The sequence below is a fragment of the Sinorhizobium sp. KGO-5 genome, from assembly GCF_036245905.1.
Classification (GTDB): domain Bacteria; phylum Pseudomonadota; class Alphaproteobacteria; order Rhizobiales; family Rhizobiaceae; genus Sinorhizobium; species Sinorhizobium meliloti_A.
On the sequence record NZ_BDIZ01000003.1, the window covers coordinates 273069 to 289166 of the forward strand.

Consider the following 16098-nt stretch of genomic DNA (forward strand, 5'->3'; position numbering starts at 1 on the left):
GATTTTGGACTGTTATTACATTGTAATGGCATAGCTGTCGATGATCGGAAGGCAATCCCCTCCGTTTTCGGCCGCAATAATTTCGGAGAGCACAATGCCCAGTGAAGACATTCGCACATCCCTCGGACTGCGTCCGGTCATCAATGTTTCAGGCACGATGACAAGTTTGGGGGCATCGATCGTGGTTCCGGAAGCGATTGCCGCTATGACATCCATCCTGCCGCAATTCGTCGAGATGAATGACCTGCAGCGAAAAGCAAGTGCCGTGATCGCGCGGCTGACCGGCGGCGAAGCCGGTTTCGTGACGGCATCGTGCGCGGCAGGCATCACCCTTGCCATTGCCGGAACCATCACCGGCAGCGATCTGCTCGCCATCGAGAAACTGCCCGGCGTCAGCACAGAAAAAAATGAGGTCCTTGTGCAGATGGGCCATATCGTCAGTTACGGCGCGCCGGTCGATCAGTCCATTCGTCTGGCGGGCGCCAAGACCGTGATGATCGGGCAGGCGACCTCGACCCATCGGTACCACATGGAGAACGCGATCACGGAAAAGACGGCTGCGGCCCTTTACGTCGTCTCCCATCACGTCGTCGACTACGGCCTGTTGAAGCTGACGGAATTCGTGGAAATCGCCCACGCGAAATCAGTGCCCGTCATCGTTGATGCGGCATCGGAATACGATCTGCGTAGCTTTCTCGAGCAGGGAGCGGACATCGTGCTTTATTCCGGTCACAAATTTCTGGGCGGCCCGACTTCCGGCATCGTGGCTGGGAGGAAGGACCTCGTGCGCAACGCCTTCCTTCAGAATATGGGGATTGGGCGGGGCATGAAAGTCGGCAAGGAGAGCGTCTTCGGCCTCATGGCGGCCCTGGAAGCCTGGGAAAAGCGCGATCATGACGGTATCCGCGCCCGCGAGACCGGCTATCTCCATCTCTGGCGCGACACGCTGGAGAACCGACCAGGCGTCACAGCGCTGATCGAGCCCGATCCGACCGGCAATCCACTCGACAGGCTGCGGGTGATCGTGACCGCGCGAAGCCCATATCACGGCGTGGGATCTTGCCGCTGCGCTGGCGCGCGGTACGCCGCCTGTCATCGTCCGCGACCACGAGGTCGAGCATCACTACTTCTACCTCGATCCCTGCAACCTGCATCCGGGTCAGGAGACCATCGTTGCCAACCGTCTGGCCGATGAACTCGATAAGGCCAGCGCCTCGAACGACATCATCGCCACACCGCTGGAAAACCGCAGCAAGCACCGTTTCGATGGCGCACTGCGCTGGCCGGATTGAACCCGACGGCTGAAACCGAAGAAGGATCCCGACATGGCAACCCTCCCCGCCTTACAAACAGAACCCGTGCCGCCGATTTTGTCCGTGGAGAACCTGACGACGTCGTTCATCGTCGACGGGGAGTGGAGGTCCGTTGTGCGGGATATGTCGTTCACGGTGGCCCCTGGCGAGACCGTGGCGATCGTCGGAGAATCCGGCTCCGGCAAGAGCGTCACCTCGCTGTCGATCATGCGACTGCTCCCGGCCGATACCAGCCATATCGCGGGAAGGGTCGAGCTCGACGGCCGCGATATTCTGCAACTGCCTGAGACCACGATGCGGCAGGTGCGCGGAAACGATGTTGCGATGATCTTTCAGGAACCTATGACAAGCCTCAATCCGCTCTTCACTATCGGCGACCAGATCTCCGAAGCGCTTCTCTGCCACTCGCAGATGGGCAAGCGGGACGCCAGGGCCGAGACCATCCGGTTGTTGGAAAAAGTGCGCATTCCATCCGCCGCCTCCCGTTTCGATGAATATCCGCACCGGTTTTCGGGTGGTATGCGCCAGCGCGTAATGATTGCCATGGCACTTGCCTCACGACCAAAGCTGCTGATTGCCGACGAGCCGACGACAGCACTTGATGTCACCATCCAGGGACAGATTCTCGATCTCATCAAAACGCTGCAGGAGGAAGAGGGAACCTCCGTGCTCTTCATCACGCACGATATGGGCGTCGTTGCCGAAATTGCCGACCGAACGGTGGTAATGTACCGCGGCGAGCAGGTGGAATCAGGCCCAACGAGCGATATCTTCTTCCGCGCCAAACACCCGTATACGCGTGCGCTTCTGTCCGCCGTTCCTGTCCTTGGCTCGATGGGCGGCAGGGATCGGCCCATGCGCTTTCCTGTCGTCGATACGGCGACCGGGCTCTCCGATGTCCCGGTCGAGACGGCAGATACCGTTGCACTCGGGAAACGCCCGGTGCTCGAAGTCAGGAACCTCACTAAGCATTTCGACATCCACTCCGGCCTGTTCAGCCGCTTGAGTGGCCGCGTCCATGCGGTCGAAAACGTTTCCTTCGACCTGCATGCCGGCGAGACTCTATCTCTGGTCGGTGAATCCGGTTGCGGCAAGTCGACGACCGGTCGTGCGATTATGCGCCTGATCGAGCCGCAGGCCGGCTCCGTTCTGGTGGATGGAACCGAGATCTTGACGCTTGATGCAAGCGGAATGCGCGAGATGCGCAAGACCGTCCAGATGATCTTCCAGGATCCCTTCGCGAGCCTCAACCCACGCATGCGGATAGGTGCTGCAATCGCCGAACCCTATCTCGAACACGAGATGGGAACCGCCAAACAGGCACGTGATCTGGTGGCCGATCTCCTGGTCAAGGTCGGACTGACAGCCGACATGGCTTCGCGCTACCCGCATGAGTTTTCCGGAGGCCAGCGTCAGCGCATCTGTATCGCCCGGGCGCTGGCGCTCGATCCGAAGGTGATCGTCGCCGACGAGAGCGTCTCGGCTCTCGACGTTTCGATCAAGGCGCAGGTGATCAATCTGCTGCTGGATCTGCAACAGAGCCTCAATCTTGCTTTCCTCTTCATTTCCCACGATATGGCCGTCGTCGAGCGCGTCAGCCATCGCGTTGCAGTCATGTACCTTGGTGAAATCGTTGAGGTCGGCCCTCGCGCTGCGGTCTTCGGCAATCCGCAGCACGCTTATACGAAGAAACTGATTTCCGCGGTGCCGGTCCCCGACCCGGATCGCCGCCGGGGAAAGGGCCTTATCAGCAATGAAGAGATAAAAAGCCCGATCCGTCCGGTCGATTACAAGACTGTACCAATCCAGTACCACGAGGTTTCGCCGGGGCACTTTGTCGCCGCGTGATCTCGACGCGATGATTGGCCCTCTCCTCGCATCAGGCTGTTTCCCGAGGCTTCGTCTATGACGTGCCCAGCTCGGAGTTCGAATGAGGACCTTTGCTGCACGTCTGAAAGCTACGGCTTCGGCACCGACCATTCCGCGCTTCCGCTGCCGTTCGATCCGCGGCTGGAAGCCGACCTGCGCTGCAGGCTGCGGGGGTGACGGATGTCACCTGTCACGATGACTTCGGCCGGTGCGTTCGAGATTCATGAACCGCACCCGTGCACTGTTACAGAACCTACACGAAACTGACACTGCGCCTTCATGAAGCGCGGATATGGCAGGGTCATACCGATGATCGGTCTCCCCGAAAGAGGAAGCTGCCAATGTTTCAGTTGAAGAACGTAACCCGCCAGTTCGGCAAGAAGACAGCCGTCAGCTCGGTTACCTTCGACATTCCACAGGGCCAGATGGTTGGCATTATCGGCCGCTCCGGCGCCGGCAAGTCGACACTCCTGCGCATGATAAACCGTCTGGTGGACCCCTCCTCCGGCTCGATCGAATTCGCCGGGGTACAGGTCTCCTCGATCAGGGGCGCGGCCCTGCGCGAGTGGCAGCGCGACTGCGCCATGATCTTCCAGCAGTTCAATCTGGTGCCTCGCCTCGACGTGCTGACCAATGTTCTCCTTGGGCGGCTCAACCATCGATCCACCGTACTGAGCGTCCTCAACATGTTCAGCCGCGAAGAGCGCATCATGGCGATCGGTGCACTGGAGCGTCTGGGGATCGAACAGACCGCCCTTCAGCCGGCCGGCACGCTCTCGGGTGGACAACAGCAGCGCGTCGCGATCGCCCGCGCGCTGATGCAGCAGCCGAAGATGCTGCTCGCCGATGAGCCGATCGCGTCGCTCGACCCGCTCAACGCCAAGATCGTGATGGACGCGCTGCGCGACATCAACGAGCGCGACGGCATCACCGTGATTACCAACCTGCATACGCTCGATACCGCGCGGAACTATTGCGAGCGGATTATCGGCATGGCGCATGGTCAGGTCGTCTTCGACGGACAGCCGAAGGATCTGACCGCCGCCGCGGTCGCGGCGATCTACGGCGCGGAAACGGCGATCGAGGAGTCGATGACCTCGACCAGCATCAACATCCCCGCGGAAGCACCGCAGGAAACAGCATCGGCCGGCTTGAAGCCGCTGGCACTGGCCGGCCCTTAAGGTCCGCCGCGATCGAATGCCCGCGTCAAGGGCGCCTTTTCGAAACCGAGAAAGACCCGGCGCGTCCGGGAAACGGGAGAACGAACCCAATGCTTAAAAAAGCTCTTCTGAGCGCGGTCGCGCTTTTCGCCCTCGTCGGCCACGCACAGGCCGAAGACCTGAAGGAATTCCGCGTCGGCATCATCGGCGGCGAAAACGAAGCCGACCGCCTGCGCAACTACCAGTGCCTCGTCGATCAGCTCCCGGCAGCCATCGGCGTCGAGAAGGTCTCCCTCTTTCCGGCGGCGGACTATGACGGCGTGATCCAGGGCCTCCTCGGCGGCACGCTCGATTACGCCGAACTCGGCGCCTCCGGCTATGCCAAGATCTATCTCGCCAAGGCTGACGCCGTCGAACCGATCCTGACGACCGTCCAGACCGACGGCTCCACGGGCTATCATTCGATCATGGTCGCCCGCAAGGACTCCGGCATTACAAAGCTCGAAGACCTGAAGGGCAAGAAGCTCGGCTTCGCCGATCCGGACTCGACCTCGGGCTATCTCGTTCCCCTCGTAACGCTGCCGGAAGCGATCGGCGCGCCGATCAAGGAATATTTCGGTGAAACCGGCTTCGGCGGCGGCCACGAGAACCTCGTGCTTGAAGTCGTTAAGGGTACCTTCGATGCCGGTACGACCTTCGGCTCGGGCGTCGGCGAGTTCAAGGACGGCTACACCTCGGGCAACCTGCGCAAGATGGTCGACAAGGGTATCGTCGACATGAACGACCTCGTCGAACTGTGGAAGTCGCCGCTGATCCCGAACGGCCCGATCGTCGTGCGTTCCGCATTGAACGACGACATGAAGGCCAAGTTCAAGCAATTCATGATGGATCTGCCGAAGACCGACGCCGCCTGCTTCTCCGCCATCCAGGGCGGCGACTTCACCGGTTTCGTCGAGGTCAATAGCGATTTCTACAAGCCGATCATCGATGCCCGCAAGGCGACGATCGGCGGCTGATTGCCGAACGCATCATCCTGCGCCGGCCGCCAAGCTGCGGCCGGCGTTCGACTATCGGGGCAGCTGCAGCCACCCGCTCCCGGATCGTCCCGATCAAGCGATCCTACTTTTTGAAACGACGCACTTCCTCTTCCCGGAAGCGCTCTAGAGGCCGGCCCCTTGCCGGAAACCCAATGGCCACTTCCGTGTCAACACGACACCTCAGCGAGAACGGCGCCCTTATCGAGCGTCACTGGCAGGAGCTCAACAATCGCCGGCGTCTTTATACCTGGCTCGGTCTCGCATTTCTCGCGTTGACGCTTGTCAGTTCGCTCTGGTTCGCGAACGAGTCGAACGCGGGCAAGTTCTTCGACCGGCTGCCGCACTTCTTCGATTTCGTCGGCCATCTCATGCCGCGCGATCCGATAGAGATCGTTCGCGCCCTCTTCGACCTGCCTTCGCCCTATGACGACGGCAGCTTCAAATACAATTACCCGGAGGGCCGCCTCTACCTGACCGAGAGCATCTACATTCCGGAATATGTGCACAAGATGCTGGAGACCGTGAACATCGCCATCTTTTCGACGGTTATCGGCGTCTTCTTCGGCTTCATCCTGTGCTTCCTCGCCGCGAGAAATCTGATGCCCAATCCCTGGATCAGGGGCATCGTGCGCCGGCTGATGGAAATCCTGCGCGCCTTTCCTGAAGTCGTCATCGCCGGCTTTTTCCTGGCAATCCTTTCGCTTGGGCCTATTCCCGCCATCGCTGCGGTCTCGATCCACACGATCGGCGCGCTCGGCAAGCTGTTCTTCGAAGTGGTCGAGAATGCCGACATGAAACCGGAGGAAGGTCTGCGTGCCGTCGGCGCCAACTGGATCGAGCGGGTCTGGTTCGGCATGGTCCCCCAGGTGCTGCCCAACTTCACCAGCTATTTTCTGCTCCGGCTGGAAATCAACGTGCGCGCCTCGACGATCATCGGCGCCGTCGGCGGGGGCGGCATCGGCGAACTCCTGCGCCTGTCGATCGGCCAGGGCCATGAAGCAAAGACGCTCGCGATCGTCCTCCTGCTCTTCGCCACGATCTTCGCAGTCGATCAGTTCTCCGCCTGGCTTCGCCGCCGCCTCGTCGGCGACCAGGCCTTTCAGCTTGCGCAATAGGACCGCCTCATGATTGCCTCGACCAACCTCGACGCGCGCGAAATGGAAGCTATCGCCGCGCGCCACCCGCATCTTCTGCAGTCGTCGGCCGCCAAGCGGCGCAGCAAGGCATTGATAACGGCAGGCGTCGTTCTTTACATGATCTTCAGCTGGTGGTTCTTCTCGATCGGGCACGTGCTCGCCAACGCCAATTGGGGAATTGCCGGCATCTACCTCGCCGATTGGGTTTCCTACGAAGTCCGGCCGGAGATCGCCGTCGCGCCCGATGGAACGATGAGCATCTCATACGGACGCAATTCGCCGCTTGGAGACAATCCGAGCCCGGAATGGGTCACGCTCGAAAAGCAAACGGTCACGCGCACCGTTGAAACGTCGACGGCCCCGACGCAGGCCCCGAAGCCGAAGACCGCCTCCTCTTTCAGCTTTATGGCGCCGAACGCGGCGCGCGGCGGCGATACGAACGAGACGCCGCAGGAAGAGGCCGTCACGACCCGCACCGAGGAAGTCGTCACGCACGCCGTGGTGAACTTCGATAGCTCGACCCGCATCGAAGTTGCCGAAAAGCTCGTCACGGTCACGCATGCCGGCGAAACGCTCCGACTGAAGGTCGACGGCGCCGACACTGTCACGCCTGAAGGTGCCCTTCCCTCCTGGGCCGTCCAGAAACGTCCGGGCGAGAAGGTGACGCTGTCCTTCGGCGCCACCGGCTGGGCCCAGGTGGAGGGCGACGAGGTCTCCATCCGCAATCGCTTCTTCGGCTGGGTGAATTTCCTCTTCGACACCAACTCGCCCTTTTTCGGGAAGTCCTACAGCGACGTTGCCTCCTTGATCGTCTCCGGAGAACGGATCGATCCGGCGCGCTCAAACCTCTCGCTTGCCTGGAACAACATCCTCTACAATGCGGAATGGCAGCATCTGGATGTTTGGACCAAGCTCCTGCAGACGATCGTCATGGCTTTCGTCGGAACGCTCTTCGCCTCCTTCATTGCCTTCCCGCTTTGTTTCCTCGCGGCGCGCAACATCACGCCGAGCCGACTCACCAATCAGTTCGTGAAGCGCTTCTTCGACTTCCTGCGGTCGGTCGACATGTTCATCTGGGCGCTGTTCTTCACGCGCGCCTTCGGGCCTGGACCGCTCGCGGGCATCTCGGCGATCTTCTTCACCGACACGGGCACGCTCGGCAAGCTCTACTCCGAAGCCCTCGAGAACATCGACGACAAGCAGCGTGAGGGCGTCAAATCGGTCGGCGCCGCGCCGGTCGCCGTGCAGCGCTTCGGCGTGCTGCCGCAGGTCCTGCCGATCTTTGCCAGCCAGGCTCTCTACTTCTGGGAGTCGAACACGCGTTCGGCCACCATTATCGGCGCCGTCGGCGCCGGCGGGATCGGCCTGAAGCTGTGGGAGGCGATGCGCACAAATTCGGATTGGGAAAATGTCGCCTATATGGTGCTGCTGATCTTGATGGTCGTCTTCGTTTTCGACAGCATTTCCAATCTTTGCCGATCGCGTCTCATGGGCCGTACACGCTAGCGCGCGTTGAGATTCATTTCGAGTTTATGACGGCTGCTGCGAGATGGATAATGGCGTTGAAGCTCTGGCCGGTCTTGTCGGCATGATGCGCTTGAATTCCTTGAGTACCGACCGTGCGCCCCTGCATGTTTCCATTGATCGTAGCCGATCAATGGAGACATGCAGCAGATCGTCTCATAAGACGCGCGGCGCTGTAGGAAACGTATCGGAGGACTGCAATCTCTCCTTTACCTCATCCCTGTGCTCGTCACAGGGATCCAGCAGCGCCGCGTCTGCGGCGCGGAAGAGCCTTTCCAGCCCAAGGACTTGGTCTGGCTGGATTCCTGTGACAAGCACAGGAATGAGGAACCGGGGATGTGCGGCTACTGCAACTTTCGATTGCGAATATGCTAGGGAATGGTCGACCTGTCACGCAATGAAAGGTTACGCCTACATTATCGAAGCGAAGCGAAACGCTGTACACGGGCGTGACCCGGGACCTGCCGTGTCGCCTCGCTATCTTCACGGTTTATGAAACGCGCCGAGGGGCCGCACCCTCTCCATCTTCATCCCTGTGCTCGTCACAGGGATCCAGCAGCGCCGCGTCTGCGGCGCGGAAGAGCCCTTCCAGCCCAAGGACTTGGTCTGGCTGGATTCCTGTGACAAGCACAGGAATGAGGAACCGGGGATGATGAGGAAAAGTGTGTGCAGTTTTCCGCCCGCTCATGATTTCAGGTTGTTCCGACCTAAAATCATCATGGTCTAGAAACGGACCGGTCGATTCGGATAATGATGACTGATTCCGATCACTGGCGCGGGAGCAGGCGAAGCTGCAAATAAATCCATCCCGCTCCCAACCGATTTGCGTTCTGGGCCGATGTCATCATGATGTTGTCATGCAAATCGGCTAGCTGCGCATTTCATCCCGGAAACCGTCGACTCGGGGCAACTGCGTCGAAGCGACTGATGAAGAAAGTGTGAATTCGTGCGCTATGCAATCTACTTCGCGCCGCCGTCCGATGACCGGCTGTCGCAGACCGCTTCCCGTTGGCTGGGACGCGACGCGTTCACCGGCGGCGCCCTGGACTGCCCGGAAAATCCGGCAGTAGGACGTGAAGAGCAGATGGCATTGACGACCGAGCCCCGCCGTTACGGCTTCCACGGGACCCTGAAAGCACCGTTCGAGCTTACCTCCGGCCGCGGTGAAGCCGACTTGATCGCGGCTTTCGACGAGTTCGCCGCGGAGATCGAGCCGTTCGAAGTGCCGGAGATCGCCTTGCATCAGATCGGCCCCTTCTTCGCGCTCGTCGCGGCCGATCCTTGCCCGCCTCTGCAGCGCCTTGCGGAACAGGCGGTTCGCCGTTTCGAGCCATTCCGGGCGCCGCTTTCGGAAGCCGATCTCGCCCGCCGCAATCCGGACAGGCTTACGCAACGTCAGCGCGAGTACCTGGCGGCATGGGGCTATCCATACGTCTTCGAGGAGTTCCAGTTCCATCTGACGCTGACGGGGCCGGTGCCGGAAGACATGCAGCGGCCCATGAGAAAGGCGCTCGAAACGGTGTTCGCCGAATTCATCGGCAAGCCGCTTGCCGTCTCGACGATTGCCCTTTTCGCCGAAGAGCGCCGCGGCGCTCCTTTCACCGTCCATTCCCTGCTGCCGCTTGGCGGCGCATCCGAACGAAAGATTGCATGACATGCCCAAAGAACAGGTTTTGACCAACGCCCGTATCGTTCTGGAGGACCGGGTCCTCGACGGTTCGGTGCTGATCCGCGACGGCAGGATCGCCGACATTTCCGAAGGGGCGAGCGCCACGGGCGAAGATTTCGAGGGTGACTACCTGCTGCCCGGGCTCGTCGAACTGCACACCGACCATCTCGAGGCGCACTATTCTCCGCGCCCCGGGGTTCGCTGGCTGAAGATCGCGGCGATCCAGGCTCATGACGCCCAGGTCGTCACCTCCGGCATCACCACTGTCTTCGATTGTCTGCGCCTGGGCTCGGACGAGGACAGCGGCTTTCCGAAGGGCGAGATGCGCAGCATGGCCGATGCGCTCGCCCAGGCCAAGCAGGAGGGCCGTTTGCGGGCCGATCACCTGATCCACCTGCGCTGCGAAGTGTCGACCGCCGACGTGCTGGAACACTATGAGGACTTCCGGAACGATCCGCAGGTTCGTCTCGTCTCTCTGATGGACCACGCTCCCGGGCAGCGGCAGTTCCAGACCATGGACCAGTACATAATCTACTACAAAGTCAAACGCGGCCTTACCGACGAAGCCTTTGCCGCGTTCATCGACCGCCAGCAAGCGCTATCGGCGCGCTATGCGACCCCTCATCGCATCGCGCTCGCGAAAGCCTGCGCCGAGCGGGGCATTACGGTCGCCAGCCATGATGATGCGACACTCGAGCATGTGGACGAGTCTATCGGCTACGGCATCCGGCTCGCGGAGTTCCCGACGAGCTTCGAGGCGGCCGAAGCCTCTCATCGCGCCGGTCTCAGCGTATTGATGGGGGCGCCCAATATCGTGCGCGGCAAATCGCATTCCGGCAACATCGCCGCGCGCGATCTCGCCGAACGCGGCGTTCTCGACGTGCTTTCTTCGGATTACGTACCTTTCAGCCTCATCCATGCGCCGTTCATTCTGGCAGATGAGGTCGACTCGATCGACCTCCCCCAGGCCATCGCGATGGTGACGGCAACGCCGGCGCGCACTGTCGGGCTCGAAGATCGCGGCCGGATCGCCGTTGGGCTCCGCGCCGACATCGCGCGCGTCCGCCGGCCGGAGGGAATACCGGTCGTCCGCTCGGTCTGGCGCGAAGGACGGCGTGTCGCATGACCGCCGATCGGGGATCCGGAACGCTCATCGTCGTCGTCGGTCCTAGCGGTGCGGGCAAAGACAGCGTCATGGGCTTTGCCGCCCGCCATTTCGCGCAGCGGCCCGATATTCTCTTCGTCCGGCGGGCGATCACACGCCCCTCGGATGCAGGCGGCGAGGTGCACGAAAGCGTGTCCGACGCCGAATTCGAGGAGATGAGCCAGAGCGGCGCTTTCGCCGTTTCGTGGCAGGCGCATGGGTTGAGCTACGGCATCCCGGCGGAGATCGCCGAAAAGATCGCCAGAGGCATGACCGCGGTCGTAAACGGCAGCCGTGCCGCCCTCCCTGCCATTCGCCAGGCGTTCGGTACGATCGCCGTTGCGGTGATCACCGCCGAGCCGCCGGTGCTGGCGAAGCGGCTGGCGGAGCGCGGCCGCGAGAGCGAGGAAGACGTGCTGCGCCGCCTGACGCGGCAGGCACCCGACGTCATCGCCGATCCCGATGTAACGGTGATCGACAACAGCGGCAGGCTTGATGTGGCCGGCCGGCAATTCGTCGCGCTGGTCGAGCGCCACTCGGCCAAGAGCCATCACCCTGCCTGAAGAAGCGGCGAGCGGTTAGGTAACCCTTTATCGCGCCTCGCCTTGTGCCAAAGCTTCCTCTGCATCCTCGATCTTCTTGACCATGGGCAGGTCCACCGCGGCGGCGATAATGGAATCGAGGAGGCCGGGAAAGCGGATGTCGAGATCGTCCCGCCGCAGCGTGATCAACCGGCTGGTGCCGGAGACTTCGGTACGCGTAATGCCCGCCTCGCGCAGCTTGGCCAGATGATAGCTGATATTGGTCTTGGAGCCGAAATCCGTGAAGTTCAGGCACATGGTCGGCCGTCCGTCGCGGCGGGCGAGATAGCCCACGATCGCCAGGCGCGTCGGATCGCCGAGGGCCGCGAGGACATTGGACAGAGTAATCTGGTCGGCGGTGGGATGCGGTAGGGTCATTGGATCAACAATTAGCAGTCTCGGCATATTGACACGGCGAGCAACCAAGTTCAATAGTTCAATATATTTTGAACAAGCGAGGTCTCCCGATGGACAGGCGCATCATCTGGCTCGCCGTTGGCTCTTTCACGATGAGCACGGTCGGCTTCGTCTTTTCCAGCCTTCTGCCGTCGATCGCCGCCGACACGCACACGACCATTCCCCATGCGGGGCACCTGATCACGCTGTTCTCGCTTTCCTACGCCATCGGTGCGCCGCTGCTTTCGGCCCTGGCAGGCGCGGCGGACCGGCGTCGATTGCTGGTGGCTGCAATGCTCGTCTTCGTCGTCGGCAACTGCATCGCGGCAATGAGCGTCTCCTTCACCACGCTGCTGCTCGCCCAGATCGTGATGGGAATGGCAAGCGGACTCTTTGCCGCCACGGCGCAAGCGACGGCGGTTTCACTGGCCGGACCGGAGCACCGCGCATTGGCGATTTCCATCGTGGTGGGCGGCACCACATTCGCGGTGGCGCTCGGCGCGCCCCTCGGCGCGCTGATTGCCGCCTTCTGGGGATGGCGCGGCACGTTCGGGGCGGTCGCGCTGCTTGGGCTCACCTGCGCTGCCGTGCTCTGGCTGCGCCTGCCGCGGGGCCTCAGCGGAACGAAGCTGACAATGTCCGAGCGCTTCGGCGCCATCGGCCGTCCGGGCGTGGCCTCGTCGCTCATGGTGACGTTTCTCTATCTTACCGGCGGCTTCATAATCATTTCCTATCTCGCGCCGCTGGCGATCGACGGAGCCGGGCTTTCGCAGTTGGCGCTGCCGGGGCTGCTGCTCGCCTTCGGGGTCGGCGCGGTGATCGGCAATCTCTCCAGCGGCTATCTGGCCGACCGGCTCGGCGCCACGCGCGTGGTGACAGCTTCGCTCATCGCCGCGCTCGCGGTCTCGCTGATGATCGCCTTCGGCCTGCACTTCCTCACGCGCGATCTCGCCGGCCTGCTGCTGATCGGCATAATGGTGCCATGGGGGATCGTAGGGTGGGCGTTCCCGCCGGCCCAGGCGAGCCGTATCGTCGGCTTCGCGCCGGAGGTCGCCCATCTGACCCTGTCGCTCAACGCCTCGGCGATCTATCTCGGCATCGCGACCGGCACGGCGATCGGCGGACGGGTGCTCGAGAATACGGCTGCCGCCGATCTCGGCTTCTTCGCGGCACTGTTTCCGGTGGCTTCGCTCGCCGTCCTGTATGCGGGGCTAAGATCCCATCGGCGCCGCCTGGCGACTGCGGCGGCGGAATAGACGCACATGGTACGCGGGCCCGCCGCGAAACAGCTTCCCGCTTCCGCATAGTCGCCGACGCGGGCCAGCCTCAGTTCTCTCGATAGGCCCCGGACGGAAGTTTCGGGGCTTTTCTGCGCTTCTTTCCATGCTTCTGGCCGGCAGCTCCCACCGCGTTATCTCACGGACCATATTCCCACTTGTCATCGCCGGTATTATGTATATACATTAACAGCGAAGAAAGGGCGGTATAGATGGACGGAAACGACAACCCAAATTCTGCCGGAACCAGTCTCTGGCACAATGCACGCCTTGCCACACTTCGCGAGGACCTGGGGCCACTCGGGGTCATCGAAAACGGCGCAATCGCCGTGCGCGGCGAGCGGATCGTCTATGCCGGCCCCGAAGCCGGTCTGCCATCGGAGCTTGCGCGCGCCGACCAGGTCTTCGATTGCGAAGGCCGCTGGGTCACCCCGGCGCTGATCGACTGCCACACGCATATCGTTCATGGCGGCAACCGCGCTCGGGAGTTCCAGCTCCGCCTTGAAGGCGCGACCTATGAGGAGATCGCCCGTGCCGGGGGCGGCATCGCTTCGACCGTAGCGGCAACCAACGCCCTTTCCGTCGACGCACTCGTGGAGGCCGCACTTCCACGGCTCGACGCCCTTCTCGCCGAAGGCGTGTCCACTGTCGAGGTCAAGTCGGGCTATGGCCTCAACGTCGAGGCCGAACTCAAGATGCTGCGCGCCGCCCGCCGGCTGGAAAGCCTGCGCCCGGTGCGCATCGTCACCACTTATCTCGCAGCCCATGCGACCCCGCCGGAATATCGCGGACGCAACGGCGACTACATCGCCGAGGTCGTCCTGCCGGGCCTGGTTGCGGCTCACGCCGAAGGGCTAGCCGACGCCGTCGACGGCTTCTGTGAAGGCATAGCCTTTTCGCCGGCAGAGATCGCTTCGGTCTTCGACAAGGCGAAGTCGCTCGGCCTCCCCGTGAAGCTTCACGCCGAACAGCTTTCGGATCTTGGCGGCGCGAAGCTCGCTGCTTCCTATGGCGCTCTGTCGGCCGACCACCTCGAATATCTCGACGCTGCGGGAGCCGCCGCCATGGCAAAGGCCGGCACGGTCGCCGTCCTCCTACCCGGGGCTTTCTACACCCTCCGAGAAAAACAGCTTCCGCCTGTCGAAGCACTCCGAGAAAACGCAACGCGCATCGCCATCGCCACCGATTGCAATCCCGGCACTTCGCCGCTGACCTCGCTGCTCCTCACCTTGAATATGTCCGCGACGCTTTTCCGCCTGACGCTGGAGGAATGCCTCGCTGGCGTTACCCGCGAAGCCGCCCGTGCGCTCGGCATCCTCGAAGAGACCGGCACGATTGAATCCGGCAAGTCTGCGGATCTTGCCATCTGGAACATCGATCAGCCGGCGGAATTGATCTACCGCATCGGTTTCAATCCCCTTCGGGAGCGGATCTTCAAGGGTGAAAGGATTCTCCGATGACCGTTATTCTCAGTCCCGGCTCCGTTTCGCTCAACGACCTCGAAACGATCTACTGGACCGGCGCGCCGGCGCGCCTCGACCCCGCCTTCGATGCCGGCATTGCCAAGGCCGCAGCGCGGATCGCGGAGATCGTGGCGGGTAATGCGCCCGTCTACGGCATCAATACCGGCTTCGGCAAACTGGCCTCGATCAAGATCGACAGCGCCGACGTGGCGACGTTGCAGCGCAATCTGATCCTCTCGCATTGCTGCGGCGTGGGCCAGCCGCTCACGGAAAACATCGTGCGCCTGATCATGGCGCTTAAGCTGATCTCGCTCGGCCGCGGCGCCTCCGGCGTGCGGCTGGAGCTCGTCCGGCTGGTCGAAGCGATGCTGGATAAGGGCGTGATCCCGCTCATTCCCGAAAAAGGCTCGGTCGGCGCTTCCGGCGACCTGGCGCCGCTTGCCCATATGGCTGCGGTCATGATGGGCCATGGCGAAGCCTTCTTTGCAGGCGAGCGCATGAAAGGCGACGCTGCCTTGAAGGCGGCGGGGCTCTCGCCGGTAACGCTTGCCGCCAAGGAAGGCCTGGCGCTGATCAACGGCACGCAGGTCTCTACGGCTCTCGCGCTTGCCGGACTCTTCCGCGCGCACCGCGCCGGCCAGGCCGCTCTCATCACCGGCGCCCTTTCGACCGATGCGGCCATGGGCTCTTCCGCCCCCTTCCATCCGGATATTCACACGCTGCGCGGCCATAAGGGCCAGATCGACACGGCCGCCGCCTTACGGCAGCTGCTGACCGGCTCCCCAATTCGCCAGAGCCATATCGAGGGCGACGAGCGGGTTCAGGACCCCTATTGCATTCGCTGCCAGCCGCAGGTCGACGGCGCCTGCCTCGATCTCCTGCGCTCCGTCGCAGCCACGTTGACGATCGAAGCCAATGCCGTCACCGACAATCCGCTGGTGCTTTCGGACAATTCCGTTGTTTCCGGGGGCAACTTCCATGCCGAGCCGGTCGCATTTGCCGCCGACCAGATCGCGCTCGCGGTGTGCGAAATCGGCGCCATCTCCCAGCGCCGCATCGCCCTTCTGGTCGACCCCGCGCTCAGCTACGGCCTGCCGGCCTTTCTGGCCAGGAAGCCGGGCCTCAACTCCGGACTGATGATCGCCGAGGTCACTTCGGCGGCACTGATGTCGGAAAACAAGCAGCTTTCCCATCCGGCCTCCGTCGACTCGACGCCGACCTCGGCGAACCAGGAGGACCACGTGTCCATGGCCTGCCACGGTGCGCGCCGGCTGCTCCAGATGACGGAAAACCTCTTTTCGATCATCGGCATCGAGGCGCTTGCCGCGGTGCAGGGCATCGAATTCCGCGCCCCGCTCACCACCAGCCCGGAACTTCAGAAGGCCGCCGCAGCCGTGCGCAGCGTCTCCTCCAGTATCGAGGAAGACCGCTACATGGCCGACGACCTCAAGGCCGCGGGCGATCTCGTCGCGTCGGGCCGGCTGGCTGCCGCCGTCTCCGCCGGCATTCTTCCGAAACTGGAGAACTGA

12 protein-coding genes and 1 pseudogene are annotated in these 16098 nt (G+C 62.4%); 12 read left to right on the forward strand and 1 reads right to left on the reverse strand.

Annotated elements, in window-relative coordinates; translation table 11 throughout:
- The first annotated feature begins 94 nt into the window (after positions 1-94).
- The 9 genes and pseudogenes from BHD07_RS15300 to phnN all read left to right on the forward strand — a co-directional run bounded on the left by BHD07_RS15300 (position 95) and on the right by phnN (position 11415).
- Positions 95-1292 (forward strand): annotated as a pseudogene (locus tag BHD07_RS15300) (aminotransferase class V-fold PLP-dependent enzyme).
- Between the two features lie 33 nt (positions 1293-1325).
- Positions 1326-3161, forward strand: a complete 1836-nt coding sequence (locus BHD07_RS15305; protein ID WP_338281360.1) for an ABC transporter ATP-binding protein — start codon at positions 1326-1328, stop codon at positions 3159-3161.
- 362 nt (positions 3162-3523) lie between these two features.
- Positions 3524-4363, forward strand: coding sequence for a phosphonate ABC transporter ATP-binding protein (gene phnC / locus BHD07_RS15310; protein ID WP_100670170.1), 840 nt, complete (start codon positions 3524-3526; stop codon positions 4361-4363).
- 89 nt (positions 4364-4452) lie between these two features.
- On the forward strand, positions 4453-5358 hold the full coding sequence (phnD, locus tag BHD07_RS15315) for a phosphonate ABC transporter substrate-binding protein (protein WP_100670169.1): 906 nt from the start codon (positions 4453-4455) through the stop codon (positions 5356-5358).
- Between the two features lie 173 nt (positions 5359-5531).
- Positions 5532-6494 carry a phosphonate ABC transporter, permease protein PhnE gene (gene phnE, locus BHD07_RS15320; RefSeq protein WP_100670168.1) on the forward strand — a complete coding sequence of 321 codons (963 nt, stop codon included), beginning with the start codon at positions 5532-5534 and terminating at the stop codon, positions 6492-6494.
- A gap of 9 nt (positions 6495-6503) precedes the next feature.
- Positions 6504-8021 carry a phosphonate ABC transporter, permease protein PhnE gene (gene phnE / locus BHD07_RS15325; RefSeq protein WP_275599205.1) on the forward strand — a complete coding sequence of 506 codons (1518 nt, stop codon included), beginning with the start codon at positions 6504-6506 and terminating at the stop codon, positions 8019-8021.
- Positions 8022-8985: 964 nt separating this feature from the next.
- On the forward strand, positions 8986-9693 hold the full coding sequence (locus BHD07_RS15330; RefSeq protein ID WP_100670165.1) for a DUF1045 domain-containing protein: 708 nt from the start codon (positions 8986-8988) through the stop codon (positions 9691-9693).
- Position 9694: 1 nt separating this feature from the next.
- On the forward strand, positions 9695-10834 hold the full coding sequence (locus tag BHD07_RS15335) for an alpha-D-ribose 1-methylphosphonate 5-triphosphate diphosphatase (protein WP_275600156.1): 1140 nt from the start codon (positions 9695-9697) through the stop codon (positions 10832-10834).
- Positions 10831-11415: a phosphonate metabolism protein/1,5-bisphosphokinase (PRPP-forming) PhnN gene (phnN, locus tag BHD07_RS15340; protein WP_338281367.1), complete on the forward strand. Its 585-nt coding sequence runs from the start codon at positions 10831-10833 to the stop codon at positions 11413-11415. The genes BHD07_RS15335 and phnN overlap by 4 nt, the downstream gene beginning before the upstream one ends.
- A 27-nt stretch (positions 11416-11442) precedes the next feature.
- Here the strand turns inward: phnN and BHD07_RS15345 are convergent, their stop codons facing one another.
- On the reverse strand, positions 11443-11811 hold the full coding sequence (locus BHD07_RS15345) for an ArsR/SmtB family transcription factor (RefSeq protein WP_324764624.1): 369 nt from the start codon (positions 11809-11811) through the stop codon (positions 11443-11445).
- Between the two features lie 89 nt (positions 11812-11900).
- Here BHD07_RS15345 and BHD07_RS15350 point away from each other — a divergent pair, with 89 nt between their 5' ends.
- From BHD07_RS15350 to hutH, 3 genes are all read left to right on the forward strand, one after another.
- Entirely contained in the window at positions 11901-13085 is a 1185-nt protein-coding gene (locus BHD07_RS15350) for an MFS transporter (protein WP_100670162.1), read from the forward strand.
- Positions 13086-13318: 233 nt separating this feature from the next.
- The gene (hutI, locus tag BHD07_RS15355; RefSeq protein WP_338281371.1) at positions 13319-14566 is read left to right on the forward strand and encodes an imidazolonepropionase; all 1248 of its coding nucleotides are present in this window, start codon (positions 13319-13321) and stop codon (positions 14564-14566) included.
- A complete protein-coding gene (gene hutH, locus BHD07_RS15360; protein ID WP_338281373.1) occupies positions 14563-16098 on the forward strand; it encodes a histidine ammonia-lyase in 1536 nt (511 codons plus the stop codon). The genes hutI and hutH overlap by 4 nt, the downstream gene beginning before the upstream one ends.

Excerpts from the sequence above, each read along its gene's own strand:
- BHD07_RS15305 (WP_338281360.1), top strand. The coding sequence starts at position 1,326 with ATGGCAACCCTCCCCGCCTTACAAACAGAACCCGTGCCGCCGATTTTG.
- phnC (WP_100670170.1), top strand. The coding sequence starts at position 3,524 with ATGTTTCAGTTGAAGAACGTAACCCGCCAGTTCGGCAAGAAGACAGCC.
- phnD (WP_100670169.1), top strand. The coding sequence starts at position 4,453 with ATGCTTAAAAAAGCTCTTCTGAGCGCGGTCGCGCTTTTCGCCCTCGTC.
- phnE (WP_100670168.1), top strand. The coding sequence starts at position 5,532 with ATGGCCACTTCCGTGTCAACACGACACCTCAGCGAGAACGGCGCCCTT.
- phnE (WP_275599205.1), top strand. The coding sequence starts at position 6,504 with ATGATTGCCTCGACCAACCTCGACGCGCGCGAAATGGAAGCTATCGCC.
- BHD07_RS15335 (WP_275600156.1), top strand. The coding sequence starts at position 9,695 with ATGCCCAAAGAACAGGTTTTGACCAACGCCCGTATCGTTCTGGAGGAC.
- phnN (WP_338281367.1), top strand. The coding sequence starts at position 10,831 with ATGACCGCCGATCGGGGATCCGGAACGCTCATCGTCGTCGTCGGTCCT.
- BHD07_RS15345 (WP_324764624.1), bottom strand. The coding sequence starts at position 11,811 with ATGACCCTACCGCATCCCACCGCCGACCAGATTACTCTGTCCAATGTC.
- BHD07_RS15350 (WP_100670162.1), top strand. The coding sequence starts at position 11,901 with ATGGACAGGCGCATCATCTGGCTCGCCGTTGGCTCTTTCACGATGAGC.
- hutI (WP_338281371.1), top strand. The coding sequence starts at position 13,319 with ATGGACGGAAACGACAACCCAAATTCTGCCGGAACCAGTCTCTGGCAC.
- hutH (WP_338281373.1), top strand. The coding sequence starts at position 14,563 with ATGACCGTTATTCTCAGTCCCGGCTCCGTTTCGCTCAACGACCTCGAA.